This is a genomic window from Desulfosarcina sp., assembly GCF_046496365.1.
Lineage (GTDB): Bacteria > Desulfobacterota > Desulfobacteria > Desulfobacterales > Desulfosarcinaceae > Desulfosarcina.
Window position 1 is genome coordinate 125,704 of the sequence record NZ_JAWOHB010000205.1, and the last position, 18,233, is coordinate 143,936.

Annotated in this window: 16 protein-coding genes; 11 read left to right on the forward strand and 5 right to left on the reverse strand. The window is 57.8% G+C overall.

Going from position 1 to position 18,233, the window contains the following annotated elements; all coding sequences use genetic code 11:
* Positions 1-32 precede the first annotated feature (32 nt).
* The 3 genes from trpD to R6V78_RS19990 all read right to left on the reverse strand — a co-directional run bounded on the left by trpD (position 33) and on the right by R6V78_RS19990 (position 3,271).
* Positions 33-1,049 carry an anthranilate phosphoribosyltransferase gene (trpD, locus tag R6V78_RS19980; protein ID WP_410291151.1) on the reverse strand — a complete coding sequence of 339 codons (1,017 nt, stop codon included), beginning with the start codon at positions 1,047-1,049 and terminating at the stop codon, positions 33-35.
* Positions 1,050-1,091: 42 nt separating this feature from the next.
* A complete protein-coding gene (locus tag R6V78_RS19985) occupies positions 1,092-1,682 on the reverse strand; it encodes an anthranilate synthase component II (RefSeq protein ID WP_410291152.1) in 591 nt (196 codons plus the stop codon).
* Between the two features lie 68 nt (positions 1,683-1,750).
* Complete coding sequence (locus R6V78_RS19990) at positions 1,751-3,271, reverse strand: anthranilate synthase component I family protein (protein WP_410291153.1); 1,521 nt, start codon at positions 3,269-3,271, stop codon at positions 1,751-1,753.
* A 417-nt stretch (positions 3,272-3,688) separates the two neighbouring features.
* Between R6V78_RS19990 and R6V78_RS19995 the strand changes: the two genes are divergently transcribed.
* Positions 3,689-4,300 carry a response regulator gene (locus R6V78_RS19995; RefSeq protein ID WP_410291154.1) on the forward strand — a complete coding sequence of 204 codons (612 nt, stop codon included), beginning with the start codon at positions 3,689-3,691 and terminating at the stop codon, positions 4,298-4,300.
* A 22-nt stretch (positions 4,301-4,322) separates the two neighbouring features.
* On the opposite strand, the gene R6V78_RS20000 is transcribed toward R6V78_RS19995, so the two are convergent.
* Entirely contained in the window at positions 4,323-5,564 is a 1,242-nt protein-coding gene (locus R6V78_RS20000) for a hypothetical protein (RefSeq protein ID WP_410291155.1), read from the reverse strand.
* Between the two features lie 89 nt (positions 5,565-5,653).
* Here R6V78_RS20000 and R6V78_RS20005 point away from each other — a divergent pair, with 89 nt between their 5' ends.
* The 6 genes from R6V78_RS20005 (at position 5,654) to R6V78_RS20030 (ending at position 12,643) form a co-directional block, all read left to right on the forward strand.
* The gene (locus R6V78_RS20005) at positions 5,654-6,238 is read left to right on the forward strand and encodes a TetR/AcrR family transcriptional regulator (protein ID WP_410291156.1); all 585 of its coding nucleotides are present in this window, start codon (positions 5,654-5,656) and stop codon (positions 6,236-6,238) included.
* Positions 6,239-6,244: 6 nt separating this feature from the next.
* Complete coding sequence (locus R6V78_RS20010) at positions 6,245-8,434, forward strand: SulP family inorganic anion transporter (RefSeq protein ID WP_410291157.1); 2,190 nt, start codon at positions 6,245-6,247, stop codon at positions 8,432-8,434.
* Between the two features lie 2 nt (positions 8,435-8,436).
* The gene (locus R6V78_RS20015) at positions 8,437-9,654 is read left to right on the forward strand and encodes a response regulator (RefSeq protein WP_410291158.1); all 1,218 of its coding nucleotides are present in this window, start codon (positions 8,437-8,439) and stop codon (positions 9,652-9,654) included.
* A 42-nt stretch (positions 9,655-9,696) separates the two neighbouring features.
* Entirely contained in the window at positions 9,697-11,499 is a 1,803-nt protein-coding gene (locus R6V78_RS20020; RefSeq protein ID WP_410291159.1) for a sensor histidine kinase, read from the forward strand.
* Positions 11,496-12,146: a sensor histidine kinase gene (locus tag R6V78_RS20025; RefSeq protein WP_410291160.1), complete on the forward strand. Its 651-nt coding sequence runs from the start codon at positions 11,496-11,498 to the stop codon at positions 12,144-12,146. The genes R6V78_RS20020 and R6V78_RS20025 overlap by 4 nt, the downstream gene beginning before the upstream one ends.
* Before the next feature lie 68 nt (positions 12,147-12,214).
* Positions 12,215-12,643 carry a response regulator gene (locus R6V78_RS20030; protein WP_410291161.1) on the forward strand — a complete coding sequence of 143 codons (429 nt, stop codon included), beginning with the start codon at positions 12,215-12,217 and terminating at the stop codon, positions 12,641-12,643.
* A gap of 63 nt (positions 12,644-12,706) precedes the next feature.
* On the opposite strand, the gene R6V78_RS20035 is transcribed toward R6V78_RS20030, so the two are convergent.
* Entirely contained in the window at positions 12,707-13,525 is an 819-nt protein-coding gene (locus R6V78_RS20035; protein ID WP_410291162.1) for a hypothetical protein, read from the reverse strand.
* A 303-nt stretch (positions 13,526-13,828) separates the two neighbouring features.
* On the opposite strand from R6V78_RS20035, the gene R6V78_RS20040 reads away from it, so the two are divergent.
* From R6V78_RS20040 to R6V78_RS20055, 4 genes are all read left to right on the forward strand, one after another.
* Positions 13,829-15,112 (forward strand): citrate synthase, encoded by a 1,284-nt coding sequence (locus R6V78_RS20040; protein ID WP_410291163.1) that lies wholly within the window; start codon positions 13,829-13,831, stop codon positions 15,110-15,112.
* A gap of 291 nt (positions 15,113-15,403) precedes the next feature.
* Positions 15,404-15,862, forward strand: a complete 459-nt coding sequence (locus tag R6V78_RS20045; RefSeq protein ID WP_410291164.1) for a CBS domain-containing protein — start codon at positions 15,404-15,406, stop codon at positions 15,860-15,862.
* A 15-nt stretch (positions 15,863-15,877) separates the two neighbouring features.
* Positions 15,878-16,324, forward strand: coding sequence for a universal stress protein (locus R6V78_RS20050; RefSeq protein WP_410291165.1), 447 nt, complete (start codon positions 15,878-15,880; stop codon positions 16,322-16,324).
* Between the two features lie 120 nt (positions 16,325-16,444).
* The gene (locus R6V78_RS20055) at positions 16,445-18,178 is read left to right on the forward strand and encodes a cobalamin-dependent protein (RefSeq protein ID WP_410291166.1); all 1,734 of its coding nucleotides are present in this window, start codon (positions 16,445-16,447) and stop codon (positions 18,176-18,178) included.
* The last annotated feature ends 55 nt before the right edge of the window (positions 18,179-18,233 follow it).

Below are 18,233 nucleotides of genomic sequence, written 5' to 3' on the forward strand. Positions count from 1 at the left end.
CCACCTGACCTGAGCGTCTACGAGCGTTTAGTCTATCCGTTGTCACGGGTATAGGCGACCAGCGCCTCCAGTTTGCCCATGGCGGCGCCGGTGTCAATGGCCGCTTCGGCCAGGGCGATGCCCGCCTTCAGGTCCGCGGCCTTGCCGCAGGCAACCAGAGCGGCAGCCGTATTGAGCAGCACCACGTCCCGCCTGGGGCCCTTTTCACCTTGCAGGATGTTGCGGGTCATGGCTGCGTTCTCGCCGGGGGCGCCACCGGTCATCTGGTCCGGCTCGGCCAGTCGGCCGAAATAGTGTTCGGGATAGATGTCATAGGTGCGAATCATGTCATTATCGAGCTGGGAGACGCGCGTGGGTGCACACACGGAAATTTCGTCCAGCCCGTCGTGACCGTGAACGACGAATGCACTCCTGGCCCCCAGCAGACGCAGGGCCTCGGCGAACATCTCGGTCAACTGGGGCGCGAAGACGCCCAGCAGCTGACAGTTGGCCCCGGCCGGATTGGTCAACGGACCGAGCATGTTGAAGATGCTGCGCAGCCCCACCTCCATGCGTGCCTTAGCCGCATAGCGCATGGCGCTGTGGTAAAGCGGGGCAAAGAGAAAGCCGATGCCGATCTCCTGCACGGCCTCTTCAACCACTTCCGGAACCGTATCCAGCTTGATTCCCAGGCGTTCGAGCACGTCGGCGCTGCCGCATCTGGATGAAACACTGCGGTTGCCATGCTTGGCCACGGTCACCCCACAGCCGGCCACTACAAAAGCCGTCGTGGTGGAGATGTTGAATGTCTTGAGCCCGTCCCCGCCGGTGCCGCAGGTGTCCACCACCGGCGTCGTGGCCGCCTGAATACGATGGGCTTTCTTGCGCATGGCCCGGGCCGCGCCGGCCAGCTCCTCAACGGTTTCCCCCTTGGTGGCCAGAGCCGCCATCATGGCGCCCACCTGGGCATCGGTGGTCTTGCCATCAAATATTTCGGACATCATCTCGGCCATCTGGGCTGCGCTCAAATCGGTTCGACCGATGATGCTGGCCAGGTGCTTTTTAAACATGGGTGGCGCTCTCCTTCTTTTCAGCCTTGAAGTTGCCGTTGTTTAAACGGATACCGATTCACCGGCAGGGGTCATGTTTACAAAATTGCGCAGCAGGCGCTTGCCCAGCGGGGTCATGATGGATTCAGGATGGAACTGAATCCCCTCGGTAGTATGGAAGCGGTGCCTGAGTCCCATGATCTCTCCATCTTCTGACACTGCGGTCACTTCCAGGCAGTCGGGCAGACTGATGCGCTCCACAGCCAGACTGTGGTAGCGCATGGCCTGAAAGTGTTGTTTGATGCCGGCATAGACACCCTTGCCATCACCGTTGATTGCCGAGGTTTTACCGTGCATCAGTCGTCCGGCGGCAACCACTTTCGCGCCGAAGGCGTGGGCGATGGCCTGATGGCCCAAACAAACCCCGAGGATGGGAATGGTTCCGGAAAACCGCCTGATCGTATCCACAGAAACACCGGCATCTTCCGGCCGGCCCGGTCCCGGTGAAATCACGATGGCCTGGGGTGCCAACACGGCGATTTCATCCACACTGACGGCATCGTTGCGTTTGACCCGCACCGCTTCTCCGAGCTGTTTGAGATACTGCACCAGGTTATAGGTGAAAGAGTCGTAATTGTCGATCATCAGTATCATGCTGTTGCCTCCTCGGGTACTCGGAAAAAACAAACGGAACTCGCGGACACGCAGACTGAATTATAATGTCAGCGGGCTGGTTTTTTTTCGACGGGTTCGTCCTGGTGGGTCAGTTCGAGGGCCCGCTGAATGGCCATGGCTTTGTTGACGGTTTCCAACCGCTCGGTTTCAGGATCCGAGTCGGCCACAATGCCTGCACCGGCCCGCACGGTAAGCGTTCCTTTTTCGATACAGGCCGTGCGGATGGTGATGGCCAGATCCATGTTACCGCTGAAAGAGATGTAACCGACGGCACCGCCGTAGGGCCCGCGGGGGCTTTGTTCCAATTCGTCGATAATCTGCATGGCCCGCACTTTGGGTGCGCCGGAAAGCGTGCCCGCCGGAAAGGACGCGCGCAGCAGGTCCCAGGCGTCGTAGTGATCTTCCAGGTCGCAGTTGATGTTGGATACCAGGTGCATGACGTGGGAATAGCGCTCCACCACCATCAGGTCAGTTACCTGTACCGTCCCGGTCCGGGCGACCCGGCCCAGGTCGTTACGCCCCAGGTCCACCAGCATGAGGTGCTCGGCGCGTTCCTTCACATCGCCCAGCAGTTCCGACGCCAGCGCCCGATCCGCCTGCTCACTGCCTCCCCGGGGTCGGGTCCCGGCGATGGGTCGCAGGGTGGCGACACGGTTTTCCAGCCGCACCATGGTTTCCGGCGAGGATCCCACCAATACGATTTCATCAAAATGAAAAAAATAGAGATATGGAGAGGGGTTCACATAACGCTGGGCGCGGTATACGGATATGATATCTGCGGGAGCCTCGCATCGAAAGGGCTGTGAAATGACTGCCTGGATAATATCACCCCGCTGGATGTGGCCTTTTACGATGGCCACCCGCGATCTGAACGTTTCAGGTGCCAACTGCGGGGCCATAATCGGGCTGCGGCCGGTCATCCGGGGCGCTGCCCCACCCACACGCGTGGCCATGCGCTGGACCATGGTGTTCAGCCGATTTACAGCATCGTCATAGGCCAAATCGGCCGCCGGGTTGTCGTCGGTAAAAGCGATGGCCACACAGATCATGGTGTTGTGAATATTGTCAAAAATCAACAGTTCGTCACAGATGATGAAATGGGCCATGGGGGTATCTGCCGGAAGTCGATTGGGGATACTTTCAAAAAACGAGACCATTTCGTAGGTAAGATAGCCCACCAGGCCGCCCCAGAACCGGGGAAGTTCTGCCATCTCCGCCGGCTGGAACCGCCTCATGAAGGTTTTCAGGCTGGCCAGTGGATCGCCGCCATGGGGGATTTTTTCTTCACGGCCGTCCCGGGCGATGGCAATCGCATCGGCGAAGACCTTGACGTGGGTCCTCGCCGAGGTGCCCAGAAAGCTGTAGCGACCCCATTTTTCGCCGCCCTCAACACTTTCAAGCAGAAATATCGGTGTACACGGCCCCTGCCCGCCCTTGTCGTAGCATTTTTTCAGCAGGGAAACCGGTGTTTCCATGTCCGCGAGGATCTCCCGACAAACAGGGATTACATTGCAGGTTCGAGCCAAATCGCCAAACTGTTCCCGGCTGGGAAACTCCCTCAGTTTCATCTTTTTCCTCTTCTTAATTAAAAAAGGCCGTGAAAGGTTGCACGACCCTGAAACCGCGATCGCGGGCTCGGATGCGTCTGCCCGTGATCCACATGATAAAAGGCTTTTGAAATAAGTGTCAAGGATTTTTTGTTCTTATATATAGAAACATAACAACGGGCAGCCAATCCATAATCGACCAGGTGGCAAGATACTTGCACAATATTTCCGGTAGGCCCCTGACCCCGGCGCAAGCCATTGGAATGGAGTTGATTGGCAAGGCGCAATAGCGGCGCTGCCCCGCGCTTGCGGGCTGTTTGAAAAAGCAGTCCCGCCCATTGGCAGCGTGTCTGAAGGCCTGGCAAGCCTGTACACAAAAGCGCATATCCTGCGCAAGAATTGTATTACGGGCAGCCCGCAACCGAACTGAGGTGCCGTATGCATCGAAAAATCGTTATTCTGGTCGTGGAGGATGACCCCAATGTGGCCACCGTGCTCAGCGCACGTCTGGAGAGCATGGGCTACCGTGTCTGCTGCACCGCCGAAACGGGATTCGAGGCCATCAGCGGGGTTTACCGGCACCGCCCGGATCTGGTAACCATGGATATCCTCCTCAAAGGCGAAATGACCGGAATCGAGGCCGCCGCTAAAATTGCCGAACAATCGGATGTGCCCATCATCTATATGACTTGTCTTGCCGATCGAAAGGTTTTCGAGCGAGCCATTAAAACCAACCCCTACGGTTATATCATCAAACCTTATGACATCAACGAGCTGCGTTCAGCCATTGAAATCGCCATGGTCAAGCATGGAGCGGCCAAATCCCGCGAGACACTGATCGCCCATCTGCAAAAAGCCCTTCAGGAGGTCAAAACCCTGCGGGGTCTGCTGCCCATCTGCGCCTCCTGCAAAAAAATCCGCAACGACGACAACAGCTGGCAGCAGATCGAAGAATACATTTCCCGCCATTCCGATGCCGATTTCACCCACGGCATCTGCCCCGAATGCGCCCACCGGCTCTACCCTGAACTATATCAGAACAAGGGTTGAAAAACGGTTCTGGCCATGCACCCTAAAGCCGGTAAACCGTGGGTTTGTCATCCACACCGATATCGATGCCGACCGTATCTCCGGTTTTAAAGCCGACCCGCTTGAAATCGCCGACCACCTCGTCGTGCCGGTCCGCGTTCCAGAATACGGTCCACAGGGGATTGCGAACCGTATCGATTCCGTAGGCATCGTGGCTGCAAAGGTTGATGCGAAACTTGTTCTTGGCGATAAGGGTATCTGCTTCGGACAGGAAGATGTCAATCTGGTAAAGGTTGTGATGCAGGGCCTTGGAAAGCTTTGCCTGCAGCTCGGGGGTCTCGTCCAGATAATGGTTGGCGATCTGGTAGAGATCCACCGTGTCCTGAATGGCCAGGCCAAGCACTGCATATCGCTGGTGGCGCAGGGCAAAGTCCTCCAGATGGACTTCATAGGCATGGATGGAAGCGATGATCTGGGCAATATCCGGTTTGCGCATCGTGGCGCATTCACTCACCAGCTCCTCACACTGGGAGATGATACCGATGTAAAAAGCTTTGTTGTCCATCACATAAAGCGGCCGCTCCCGGTAATTGCGCCGTTTGCGGATTCGCCGGATGCCGTCCAGGATGATGGACCGGCGGCTCTCTTTTTCTTCCAGGATATCGATATCGGAGATGTCTTTGGCCTGCACCACGTGAATGCCGCCGTCGGATGAGATGATGTATTCGATTTCGCAGGGGAATCCCAGATATTTTTGAATGTCCTTGGACAACTGTACCAGGCGACGGTCATGGGGGGTCCGGGTAATGTACGGTTCGCTCTGCAGCTTGTGAATGCGGTCCCGACAGTAGCCGAACTCCCAGTGGCCGCCGATCATCTTGGCCATGACGCTCGATCCGTCAATAAAGGGCATGACAATCACGCCCATCTGGTCAAGGTCCAGTTCCGGCGCATGGTTGAAGCGCTGCTGCCGGGCAATGGTCAGGCGCCTGCTGGTTTGAGCCAGTTTGATCATCTTGCTCCGGGCATAGCGGATGCCCCCTGCATCGGCATAGGTTTCCAGGGAGTCGAAGGTTCCGCCTTTGAACCAGCGCTCCTCAGGGTGGGCGCTGCGGGCAATCACCTTGAAACTCTGGCGGTGCTTTTCCAGAAATGTCGCCAGGGCATCGAAATCTTCTTCCTGAAAACTCAGGGGGGGAACATAAATAAAGTCGGGAACCGCGAAATCGCCCTGCCTGAGCTTCTCGAGCAATTCCGCTTTTTCGGGAATGGAGTGGGCCGCCATATTTCTCCTGTTGACAAATCCATGCAAAGTCTTTAGTTAAAAAAAACCCGACCGATCGTTCGGTTGGTTATTTTTCAACCAGGTAGCACATGTCCAAACGGAATGCAATCCTATCCGCCGCCACCCGGCTGTTTTCCCGTAACGGCTTTCAGGGAACCGCCATGGCCGAACTCTCCGCCATTACCGGCGCGGCAACCGGCACGATTTTTCACCATTTCAAGAACAAGGAGGATCTGTTCCTGCAAGTCTTGAATGAAGTGCAAGCGCGCATTGTCGAGCAGTTTGAACAGCACCAGCGGGACCGAGGGGAGCTCAAGGGGATCGACATGGTTGAAGCGGTGATCGCTTTTTACCTGAACCTGGCCGGCACCATGGAAGACCAGTTCCTGATTCTGCACCGCCACTATCCCTATCAGATGGCTGAAACGAGCCTGGTGTGCCGAAGGCATCTGGAATCCATTTACACCTGTCTGCTGGACTTCTTCGAAGAGGGCATACGAACGGGAATCGAGGACAGGTCCGTAACTGTCGACGCGCCCCGCAAGACAGCCATGGTGCTCTTTGCGATGGTCGATTGCGTCGTGCGGCTCAATACCTACCGTGTGTACGATGCGGGCGCGCTTTACGGCAGTCTGATCACCTCCTGCCGCAGACTGCTGACCGGGAATCGGTGACACAACATGCTCCGGGGCTTGTCATCCGTGCTTCACAACCTGGCCGGCAGCCGTTTATTACCCTTTCTGGAGTGGCTGCCCGGCTATGGGGCAACGCATTTAAAGGCGGACCTTTTTTCCGGACTAACCGTGGCCCTGGTGCTGGTTCCCCAGTCCATGGCCTATGCCCAGCTGGCCGGACTGCCGACCTATTACGGCCTTTACGCGGCCTTTCTGCCTCCGGCGGTGGCAGCCTTTTTCGGGTCCAGCCGCCAACTGGCGACCGGGCCTGTTGCCTTGCTCTCCCTGATGGTCGCCGTGGCCCTGCAACCTTTGGTCACCGCCGGCAGTCAGGTGTATATCGGATACGCGGTGCTGCTGACCTTGATGGTGGGCCTTTTCCAATTGTTCCTGGGCCTGCTCAGACTGGGGCTCGTGGTAAACCTTCTCTCTCACCCGGTAGTGAGTGGTTTCACCAATGCGGCTGCGGTGATCATCGCCACCGGTCAGCTATCCAAATTGTTCGGTGTAACGGTTGACGGCGGCGAATATCACTACCATACGGTGGTCCGGGTTGTGAATGCGGTCCTGCACTACACGCACTGGCCCACGTTCATGATGGGGGTGTTTGCCTTTGCGGTTATGGTGGCCCTGAAAAAGATCACCCCGCGGATCCCCTATGTGCTCGTTGCGGTAGCCGCCACCACCCTGATCAGCTGGGCCACCGGATTTGAACGGCGGTCCGTGATGCCCCTTGATGCGGTTGTCGATGCAAACATCCGGACCTTGATTGTGGATTTCAATGCAGCGACCACGCAGCTCGATCGCATGGCAGACCGGCGAACCCGGATCAACGCAACCCTCAAACAGGCCAGAATTGACGGTCATCAGATGATCGTTATCGACTCCCGACGGGATCTGGAGGTCCTGAACTACCAAATGACCTTGAAGGCTGGACAGGCGGCGGACTATCGGCATCGGATCCGCCGCCAGCTCTTTGAAGCCGGACGGCACAGGGAAGATGGCGGCATACGGTTTTATGCCCGGGGGGCTCGGCCGGCCGACACGGAAAAGATTGGCGCCGTCTGGCGGCTGAAGGTGGGAAACGCGCCAATCGAGGCGTCTGCACTGGTATTCTGCGGCGGCGGGGATGTGGTCGGAGCCATTCCCAAGGGCCTGCCGGCCTTCTCTTTTCCCAGGTTCGATGGCCACGCCGCCGTGGCTCTGCTGCCAACGGCCGTCATCATCGCCCTGCTGGGATTCATGGAGGCCATCTCCATCGCCAAGGCAATGGCCGCCAAAACCGGCCAACGTTTAGATCCGAACCAGGAACTCATGGGCCAAGGTCTGGCCAATATCGTCGGCTCGATGGCTCAAAGCTATCCCGTGGCCGGATCCTTTTCCCGGTCCGCGGTCAATCTACAGGCTGGGGCCGTTTCCGGCCTGTCAAGCGTATTTGCCTGTCTGACCGTGGTGGCCACCCTGTTTTTTTTCACTCCCCTGCTTTACCATCTGCCCCAGAGTGTGCTGGCCGCCATCATCATGGTGGCGGTTGCCGGATTGATCAACATCCGTGGATTCATTCACGCCTGGCGCGCCCAATGGTACGACGGAGCCATTTCCGTGATCACCTTCGTGTGCACCCTGATCTTCGCGCCGCATCTGGATCGGGGCATTCTGGTGGGGGTTGGGTTTTCCCTTTGTGTGTTTCTTTACCGGAACATGCGACCCCATGTGGTGGACCTTTCCATGGGGCTGGACAGGGCCCTGCATGATGCCGTGACCCACGGGTTGAAGGAGTGCCGCTACATCGATGCGGTTCGGTTCGACGGGCCGCTTTTTTTTGCCAATGCCAGTTACCTGGAGGATCAGATCCGCAATCGGCGAAAAAAGAAAAAAGAACTCAAACACATCATTATCGCCGCCGAGTCGATCAACGACATGGACGCCTCCGGCCAGGAGTCCCTGTCGCTGATCGTGGACCGGGTGAGAAGCGCCGGCATCGACATCTCCTTGAGCAGTGTTCACGAACCGGTGATGCGGGTGCTGCGACGCACCCACCTGCTCCACAAAATCGGCGAGGACCACATCTATCCGACCATGAAGGAAGCGCTTCGGTCCATTCACCCACAGACCCATAAGGGAGGCAGCGAAAAAGGCTGCCCATTGACCTCGGTCCGGGCCTTGGGCACCAACAGCGAAGCCAAAGGAGAGTAACGATGTCTGTCGTTGCCATTTTCAGCGGAGTTTTCTGCAGCGCGGACGCAGTGGCCCGCGACGTGATGGACAGCACCGGATATCGGTTGATCACCGACGATCAGGTCGTCATCAAGGCGGCTGAGGCCGCCGGCATGCCCGAAAACAAGGTCTGGCGCGCCTTTTCGGCCAAAACGTCGGTTTTCAACCAGTTCACCCATGAAAAGGAGTGCTCGATCGCCTGCCTGCGTCTGGCCCTGGCAACCGAACTCGTCAACGGGCCAGCCGTGGTCCACGGGTTTTCCAGTCTGCTGATCCCCCACGCTGTCAGTCATGCGTTGCGCGTCTGCATCATCGCTGAAATGCCCTATCGCATCGAACAGGCCCACGTCGTCCAGGGCCTGTCGGAAAAAGAGGCCCTCAAACCCATACGCACCCGGGACATGGACAGTGCCGCATGGACCGAAACCCTCTTTTCGATCAAAGATCCCTGGGCCGACAGCCTTTACGACATCGTGCTGCCCATGAACCGCATGAATGTGGCCAAAGCCGGCGCACTGATTGAGGAGAACCTGATCAAGGATGCCCTTCGCCGCACCGATGCCTCCATTCAGGCCGAAAAGGATTTTTTGCTGGCTGCCGCCGTTGAGGTAGCCCTGTCCCGGTCCGGGCACAACGTTTCCGTAGCCGCCGAAGATGGGGCGGTGGCACTGACCATCAACCAACAGGTGCTCATGCTTGCCCGGCTGGAGGAAGAGCTGAAATCCATCGCCGGCGCCATGGACGGCGTCCGGTCGGTGACGACGCAGGTAGGCAGAGACTTTCACCAGGCACATATCTACCGCAAACACAGCTTCGAGGTGCCATCCCGCGTGCTGCTGGTCGATGACGAACGGGAGTTTGTCCAGACCCTTTCAGAGCGCCTCGAATTACGCGACATGGGATCCGCCGTGGCCTATGATGGGGAGTCCGCCCTGGCTTTGGTCGCAGAAGACGAACCTGAAGTGATGATCATCGACCTGAAAATGCCGGGAATCGACGGCCTTGAGGTCTTGAAGCAGGTCAAAGCCACCCGGCCCGAGATCGAAGTCATCGTGCTGACCGGCCACGGTTCCGAGGCAGACCGCAAGCGGTGCATGCAGATGGGGGCCTTCGCCTATATGCAAAAGCCCGTGGACATTGACGAATTGAGCGACACCCTGAAAAAAGCCCATGCCAAGATTCAACGATTCAAATCCTGAAGCAGGCCGGTCGGTTTTTCCGCCTGCAGAGCGATATTCATCATGCTGAACCTGTCCCATTTCAAGCCCCGTTTCTGGGACCATCGGGATGCGGCTGCCGGGCCGGACAGAGGCCACTTCAGCTTCCGGCGCAAATGGATGATGATCGTGGCATTCACCTCCGTGGTGACCCTCACACCCCTGCTGGTCATGACGCTGATGGACTACCGGCTCACCCGTCAGGCCCTTGAGTCCGAAGCGAAAATGGACATTTCCCGTATGGTCTCCAACACCTGGCACAGCATTTCCCTTGTGCTGTCCCAGCGCCGGGCGGCCCTGGAATTCATCGTCCGGGACAACACCCTGGCGGACCTGCTGGCACCGGGGCGACTGGATGCCATTCTGGCCAATCTGCAGGGAGGCATGGGCGGTTTCATCGATCTGGGGGTGGTGGCTGCGGACCGTACCGTGCAGGCTTATGCCGGACCTTATGCACGTAAAGGCAGCCTGATGGACCCCGCCGCCTGCTTCGATCAGGCCGCCACCAACGGCAGCTTCATCGGCGATGTGACCGTCCGCCAGGGACAAAACCATCAACTGGTGCTCGCCATCCGTCACGATCTGGAGATCGGCGGCTTCTTCATCCTGCGAACCACACTGGACGCCGGCCTGTTGGACGGCCCCGTGCTGCAGATGGCTCTGGACGAGGGCGACGATGCCTTTATCGTCAACGTCCAGGGAATCCTGCAGACACCCGCCCGGCAATATGGCCATCGCTTCGACAAGGTTCCCCTGGCCATCCCCGCAACCCGCGAGAGGTCCAGGACACTGAAAACGGTAGATCAAGCCGGACGGTCGATTTTCGTCGGCATGGCCCCCGTGCCGGACAGCCCCTTTTTACTGATGATGATTCGCCAGGAATCGGGCATCATGGACATATGGTTCAAGCCCCGCATGCACCTCATCGGATTTCTGCTGTTCAGCATCGCCTTGATAATCGTCTCCATCCTGGGGGTCGCCACTTACCTGGTCAACCGTATCCACGCGGCCGACCAGCGTCGGGTTCAGGCCCTGCATCAGGTGGAGTATGCCAACAAGCTGGCATCCATCGGCCGCCTGGCCTCGGGGGTGGCCCACGAGATCAACAACCCGCTGGCGATCATCAACCAGAAGGCCGGACTGATCAAGGATCTGTTCACCATCAATCGTGATTATGCCGGCAATGAAAAGCTCATGGGGCTGGTGGAAGACGTGCTGGCATCGGTGCGCCGCAGCGGCGCCGTCACCCGACGGCTGCTGGACTTCGCCCGGCACATGGAGCCGTCGCAGGAAGAAGTCGACATCGAGGCAATCATTCGTCAGGTGCTGGCCTTCATGGAAAAGGAGGCCGAACGGCGTTGCATCGCCATTTCGGTAGCGGTGCCCGAAAAAATTCCAGTCTTCAGGAGCGACCGCGGCAATCTCCAGCAGATTTTCCTGAACCTGATCAACAATGCTTTTGCCGCCATTAAAGACGGTGGGCGGATAGCGGTCACGGTCGCCCGCCAAGGGAGGACGCACATCCGGGTGACCGTGGCCGACACGGGGCACGGCATCCCCGAAGCTGACCTGAAGCGGGTTTTCGAGCCATTTTTCTCCACCCGTCAGGGGCATGGGGGGACCGGTTTAGGGCTCTCCGTGACCTATGGCCTGGTCGCTGAGATGGGCGGCGCAATCACGGTGGACAGCCAGGTTGGCACCGGCACCCGTTTCATGGTAAGCCTGCCCCTGGAACCACCGCAGATGTCATCGGCAACCGCCTGCGCCGTTGACCCGCCCCGCCGCAGCGCTGCCGTCGACCCGATAAAAGAGGGGAAAATGACATGAAAGACGATTCACTGACACTGGCCGTCGAGGGCACCCGGTTTTTCGGCGAGATATGTGCATCGATTTCCCACGAAATCAAAAATACCCTGGCGATCATCAACGAAAATGCCGGACTACTTCAGGACATGCTGCAGATGAACGCAAAGGGATTGCCGCTTTCCCCTGAACGGTTGTCGGGGCTGTCCCAGTCCATCGCCAGGCAGGTGGCCAGGGGCGACCGGATCGTGGGAGCCATGAACCGTTTTGCCCACAGCGCCGACAAGCCATCGGAAACCGTGGATGTGGACGCGGTGATCCGTTTCATCGTCGATCTGGCTGCCCGGCTGATTATCATGCGCAAAGCGGTCGTGCAGATTGAAGCACCGCCTCGACCGGTAACCATCGTCACCCATCGGTTTTTCCTGGAAAATCTGGTGTGGGGGTGCCTGTGCCGGGCCATGGATGCATGCGCCCCGGGCCAACCGGTGCGAATCTTTATTCAGAAAATGGAAAAATCCGTTCAGATCGGCTTTGGCGGACTGGCGCGGGACTGCCTGGCCGCCGGTGTGCCTTTTCCATCACCGCGAGAGAAACAGGTGGCGGATTTTCTTGGCGCCCAATTGCGCGTTGATCAAAAACAAGGCCAAATCAATCTTAATTTACCTTAACGCACCCCATCTAAAAACCCGGTCCAAGGATCAGTGCTGTTTTACGGGTAATTTGAAAGGAATGTACCATGAAGGAACGTGTATTATTGGTTGACGACGAAACGGAGTTTCTGGAAGTCATGGCCGAACGCATGCGCGCCCGCGACATGGAAGTGACCACATCCACATCAGCCACCGAGGCCCTGGCGCTCATCGCCACCGAATCCTACGATGCGGTGATCATGGATTTCATGATGCCGGAAATGGACGGCATCCAGGCCCTGAAGGCCATCAAGGCCAACAGGCCCGAAATGCAGATCATCCTGCTCACCGGTCATGCAACGGTTACAAAGGGCGTGGAGGCCATGAAAGCTGGGGCCATGGATTTCGTGGAAAAGCCGGCCGACCTGGATGCACTGTCCGATAAAATCAAAAAGGCCCACAACCAGAAAGCCATCATCGTTCAGAAGCAAAGCCAGGACAAGGTCATCGAAATGCTCCGTAAATTCGGCATGTAGTGGCTGAAGGGGTGCCGGGACGTTTGCTGGCCCGGCCAATTTCCAGTCGGCATCGCAGCCATTTTATTGGCCGTTGTGCGGACCCCCCGGTCGTCCGGCACCCGTAGCCAGTACCTGGGATTTCATCAGGTCGAAGACGGCCGGCCCCGAAGCTGCAGCCTCGGCATCACCCGAAGCTGCGGCCTTGAGTGTCTCGAACCGCTCTTTGTCCCGACTGCTCAGGGGGGTCTCCAGGCAGGTCAGGGTGTTGTGGATCATGCTAAACATCACCAGGGGACCGAAAGCGATCTCTCCGCCGGGCTTCTCGCTCACTTTGCCATAGATGTCGTGGTGGTTCAGCGCAAAGGCCCTGGGCGCCGGTACAAGCCCCAACAGGTCGGCAAACAGCATCAGGGTTTCCTGAACGCCCTGCGCATGGCCGTTTTCAAGAGATGCCACGCCTTCCCCGGCGATACCTTCGATATCGTCCGCGGTGAAGCTGAGATCCAGTTCGCCGATACAAATCTCTTGAATGGTCTTTAAGGAGGCCGCCTTCCTGCTGGTCACCACATCCTTGTCATTGAGAATTTTTATGGCATTTCGTATGCTTACCATCTCTTTGACAGTGGGGCTTTTTCTCAACACCACATCTTCCACCGCGGTATTGTAAATGGTCAGGTCGTTGTCCAGTACAAGGATCCGCGTTGCCCCGGGTCCGTCGGTTTCCAGGAACAACTCCAGATCCCGTTCCTGCCGGCGGCGCCAGGGGAAAAAAGTCATCAGCCGATCCAACACCGCCTTGTCGATGCGCTTGCCGCTCTCAACCGGTCCGATGGCCTCGGCGATCGTCTTGACCAGGTGGTCGATCTCTATCTTTTTTAAAAGGTTCTCCTTGTAGGTCATGGGGTTTCTCCTTTTCAAAACGGGTAAACAGCCGCTGCCAACCATCAAAATCACAGCGGGCCTTGTTTGATATTTGACAACTGCTGCGGATATTCATATAGATGGCGGCCGCTGCCCTGCACATATGCGCCCCTTATCGTCAGGCATAAACGACTGGAACCGGCCTGTTAATTCAATACGTTAAAATCCGGCCGCTAATCAAGACAATTATTCCGCCGCTTCGGTGGAAATGGAGCGGCCGAGCTGGCCTGCCGGGCGCCTGCATAAGTAAGTAACGGATCTTTTCGGAAGAAAGGAGTCACCATGGAGGAATTCGTCACGCTCACCTACAACGGCCTTGAGATTAAACTTCCGGTTGTCATCGGCACCGAAGGGGAGAAGGCCATCGACATTTCCACCCTGCGGGCGGACACCGGCTTCATCACCCTGGATCCCGGCTACGCCAATACCGGTAGCTGCCTGAGCGCCATCACCTATATGGACGGCGAAAAAGGCATCCTGCGCTATCGGGGGATCCCGGTTGACCAGCTGGCGGAGAACGCCTCATTCAAGGAAACGGCCTATCTGCTCATCAACGGCAGGCTCCCCAATCGCGCCCAACTGACCCGCTTTTCGGTAATGCTAAACGACAACAGCCTGGTCCATGAAGACCTCAAGGCGTTCTTCCAGAACTATCCCCGGGCCTCCCATCCCATGGGAATTCTCTCCTCCATGGTCAATGCCCTGAGAAGTTTTTACCCGGAACTGGGCACCCAGGAAGAGGAGATCACCATTACCATGACCCGGCTGCTGGCCAAGGTGCGCACCATGGCCGCCATGTCCTACAAGATTTCCAGGGGCCACCGGGTGGTCTACCCCCGTCCCGACCTGACTTACTGTGAGAATTTTCTCAACATGATGTTCGACACACCGGTGAGGCCCTATGAACTCAACCGGGCCGCCGTCAACGCCCTGCGGGTGTTCTGGATCCTGCACGCCGACCATGAACAGAACTGCTCCACCTCGGCCGTGCGCGTGGTGGGCAGCGCCCGGGTCAACCTATACGCCGCCATTTCTTCGGGTATTGCCGCCTTGTGGGGCCCCCTCCACGGCGGCGCCAATCAGGCGGTCATCGAGATGCTCAGCGCCATTCAGGCCGACGGCGGAAATTTCCAGAAGGCCATCGCGCGGGCCAAAGACAAAAACGATCCATTCCGGCTCATGGGGTTCGGTCACCGGGTTTACAAAACTTACGACCCCCGTGCTAAAATCATGAAGAGAATGTGCGATGAACTGCTCGATTCCCTGCAGATCAGCGATCCGCTGCTGGATATCGCCAAGGAACTCGAGGAAGTGGCCCGCAAAGACCCCTACTTTATCGACCACAACCTGTACCCCAACATCGATTTCTACAGCGGAATCGTCCTGCGCGCCATCGGCATCCCCACCAACATGTTTACGGTGATGTTTGCCATCGGCCGGCTTCCGGGATGGATCGCCCAGTGGAAGGAGAGCATGGACGATCCCAACTGGAAGATCTGTCGGCCTCGGCAGATTTACACCGGCGACACCAAATACGATTTTGTTCCCATCCACGCGCGCAGATAGCGGCCCCGAACCGGTCGGTTCGTTTTGGATGGAACCGTATTCCACTTGCAGCCACTGCCCCGGTCAGCGGGGGATGGCACCGATGCAGGCCTGTTTGGGTCTTCGAATATACGCGGCGGTCTGTCCAGGTCAACCCTCAAGCGGCATCGGATTTGTTTTGACAGGTCGGCCGCGATTCACTTACACTGAGGGTGAGCGATCATCGTCGGAGCCATTTTAATCACAGCCGGCTTTTTCCTATCCTGCAAATGCCTTTGGCAGTGAATTTTGCCCCACACCGGAGGTGCCACCATGCTGGTAAAAGAGATCATGACCGCAAACCCCATCACCGTATCCGATACCATGGAGATTTTTAAAGCCGCAAAAATACTGCTGGATCGCCGCATCAACGGCGTGCCGGTGGTCAACGACGCCGGAAAACTGGTGGGCATCCTCTGCCAGAGCGACATCATCGCCCAACAGAAAAAACTGCCCGTGCCCTCTTTTTTCTCTTTCCTGGACGGATATATTAACCTCAGTTCAATGAAAAACCTTGACAAGGAAGTCCGGAAAATAGCCGCCACCGCCGTCTCCGATGCCATGACCCCCAACCCGGTGACCGTCGAACCGGATTCGAGCATCGAAACCGTGGCGGCCCTTATGGTTGACCATAATCTGCACACGCTTCCGGTGGTTGAAAAAGGATTGCTGGTGGGTGTGGTCGGCAAGGTGGATGTCCTGCGGACACTGATGCCCGCTGATCATTCATGACCAAAGGAGGCCCCCATGACAATCAAACAAATCGTTTGCTGCACGGATTTTTCCACCCATGCGGAGGTTGCTTTCCAAACCGCCCTTGACCTGGCGCAACGTTACGCGGCCAAGCTTTACGTGGTCCACGTGCTGCCGCCGGTGGTCAATCCGATGCTCACCGACGCGGATCTGTTGCTGCCCGAGCACCTCGACGAAAATCTGGTGGTCAGCCTGAACGAACGCATGCAGGAGGTCTACGGCAGCCGCATCCCCGAAAAAGTTGCTTGCGAACTGGTGGTCCGTGACGGCCATGTCTCCACCGAAATCATCGCCTTCATCGAAGAGACCGACGCCGATCTGGCAGTGGTCGGTGCTTTCGGACTCAGCGGCATGGGGCTGGTTCTGTTTGGCAGCGTCGCCAAGCGCATTTCCCATAAGGCGCCATGCTCAGTAATGATTGTCCGCAGCAAGGCGGTCTGACCCACCACGGCCCATGAACGGATTCCTTCTGCTGCAACCGCCTGATGGTTTCATCCGGCCTTCGGCAGCAGGGTTCCATTTTCTCAAGACCGGACATAGATGGCCGCTTCGATCCAAACCATGAAAATACTGCTTGTCTACCCTTATTTTCTGGACAACCGCATCAACGAGGAGGATGTCAGTGCCATCCCCATGGGCCTCTACTATGTGGGCGCCATGCTGCGGGCCAACGGCTACGCGGTGGACATCCTCAACGGCTACAACCTGGGCCCGGTCCCGCACCGTATCTACCAGCTGCTGGGCGACAAGCAGCCGGATGTGGTGGGTTTTTCGATCCTGCACGCCAATCGCTGGGGCGGCATCGACATCGCCCGCATGGTCAAAAAGGTCAATCCAGGAACCCGCGTGGTTTTCGGCGGCGTCGGTGCGACCTTTCTCTGGGAGCACTTTCTGACCCATTTTCCGGAGATCGATTATGTGGTTCGGGGCGAAGGTGAGCACTGCTTCCTGGAACTGATCCGCTTTCTTGAAAATGGGGCCGGGAAAAACCCCACGCACATCGACGGACTGGCTTTCCGCAAAGGAGGAAGGCCTTTTAAGACCAAAGATCGGCCGCCGCTGGCAGACCTGGACAGTCTGCCCATGCCTGCGGACCATTTCGCCTTTGAACACATCTCTCTCACGCGGGGATGCCCTGCAGATTGCACCTTCTGCGGTTCCCCGGCCTTCTGGAAGCGTCGGGTGCGCTTTCACAGCGTCGACTATTTCGTTGCCCAGTTGACCCGATTACGTGAAAAGGGGGTCGGTTTCTTTTTTGTATCCGACGACACCTTCACACTGAAGCGGGAACTGGTGATCGATATCTGCCGCCGGATCGTTGAAAACCGTCTCGATATCGTCTGGGTGGCCATTTCACGGGTGGATTGTGTGGACGAAGAGATGCTGGTCTGGATGCGTCGGGCCGGATGCACCCAGATCAGTTTCGGCGTGGAGAGCGGCAGCGGCAAGATCCGGGATCTGTACCATAAGCATATCAGCGAAGCGGCCATCTGCCGCGCCTTCGATCTCACCGTTCGCTGCGGCATCCTGGCCAGGGCCTATTTCATCTACGGCGCCCCGGGCGAGAGTGAGCACACGATCGATCAAAGTCTGGCGCTGCTCCGCCGGATTCGCCCCCTGTCGACCATATTCTATATCCTGGATCTGTTTCCCGGCACGGCGCTCTATGAGGCGTACAAGCAGAGCAGCGGCGCCACCGATGATATCTGGCTGGATCGGGTCGAGGACATGCTATACTTTGAGACCGATAATACCCTGGACAAAACAACCGTACTGCAATTCGGGCGGCGGCTCAGGGAGGCCTACTTTGACCGGTTGTCAGAATTTGCAGCGCGCATCGACCTGGCGGATGATCCGGCGCTGTATCCCCTGCATGCCGATTTTCTGTCCCGCCTGGCGCTGACCTTCAGCCACGGGGACTATGCCATGAACCCGCTGGTTAAAAACAGTCTGGACACCGCCGTCATGCTGTTCGAACGTTCACTGGGCTACCATCCGGACCACCGTGCCTTCTGGGGGTTGGGACTTGTGTACCAGCACCTGCGCCGGTTTGAAGATTCGGTGACAGTTCTTGAGCGGGGCATCAGGCACCACAAAACCAGCCTGGACCTCCACATGGCCCTGGCCAACAGCCTGATGCGGCTGAATCGCTACCCGGAAGCACGCAAATACCTGGAAAATCTTCCGGATCATCCCCAGACCGTCGAACAGCTCATTCGCTGCTGTCGGTTTATGGGGGATCGGGAAGGGGAAAAAACATGGGTCAACCGGCTGGAAAGCCTCCAGCGGAGTTGATCCCGGATATGAAAAGGGTTCAGTGGGCCAAGGGATCGCGGGTGACAAAAGAGTG

Bases quoted from the DNA above. Each gene is read 5' to 3' on its own strand.
- trpD (WP_410291151.1), bottom strand. From the start codon at position 1,049: ATGTTTAAAAAGCACCTGGCCAGCATCATCGGTCGAACCGATTTGAGC.
- R6V78_RS19985 (WP_410291152.1), bottom strand. From the start codon at position 1,682: ATGATACTGATGATCGACAATTACGACTCTTTCACCTATAACCTGGTG.
- R6V78_RS19990 (WP_410291153.1), bottom strand. From the start codon at position 3,271: ATGAAACTGAGGGAGTTTCCCAGCCGGGAACAGTTTGGCGATTTGGCT.
- R6V78_RS19995 (WP_410291154.1), top strand. From the start codon at position 3,689: ATGCATCGAAAAATCGTTATTCTGGTCGTGGAGGATGACCCCAATGTG.
- R6V78_RS20000 (WP_410291155.1), bottom strand. From the start codon at position 5,564: ATGGCGGCCCACTCCATTCCCGAAAAAGCGGAATTGCTCGAGAAGCTC.
- R6V78_RS20005 (WP_410291156.1), top strand. From the start codon at position 5,654: ATGTCCAAACGGAATGCAATCCTATCCGCCGCCACCCGGCTGTTTTCC.
- R6V78_RS20010 (WP_410291157.1), top strand. From the start codon at position 6,245: ATGCTCCGGGGCTTGTCATCCGTGCTTCACAACCTGGCCGGCAGCCGT.
- R6V78_RS20015 (WP_410291158.1), top strand. From the start codon at position 8,437: ATGTCTGTCGTTGCCATTTTCAGCGGAGTTTTCTGCAGCGCGGACGCA.
- R6V78_RS20020 (WP_410291159.1), top strand. From the start codon at position 9,697: ATGCTGAACCTGTCCCATTTCAAGCCCCGTTTCTGGGACCATCGGGAT.
- R6V78_RS20025 (WP_410291160.1), top strand. From the start codon at position 11,496: ATGAAAGACGATTCACTGACACTGGCCGTCGAGGGCACCCGGTTTTTC.
- R6V78_RS20030 (WP_410291161.1), top strand. From the start codon at position 12,215: ATGAAGGAACGTGTATTATTGGTTGACGACGAAACGGAGTTTCTGGAA.
- R6V78_RS20035 (WP_410291162.1), bottom strand. From the start codon at position 13,525: ATGACCTACAAGGAGAACCTTTTAAAAAAGATAGAGATCGACCACCTG.
- R6V78_RS20040 (WP_410291163.1), top strand. From the start codon at position 13,829: ATGGAGGAATTCGTCACGCTCACCTACAACGGCCTTGAGATTAAACTT.
- R6V78_RS20045 (WP_410291164.1), top strand. From the start codon at position 15,404: ATGCTGGTAAAAGAGATCATGACCGCAAACCCCATCACCGTATCCGAT.
- R6V78_RS20050 (WP_410291165.1), top strand. From the start codon at position 15,878: ATGACAATCAAACAAATCGTTTGCTGCACGGATTTTTCCACCCATGCG.
- R6V78_RS20055 (WP_410291166.1), top strand. From the start codon at position 16,445: ATGAAAATACTGCTTGTCTACCCTTATTTTCTGGACAACCGCATCAAC.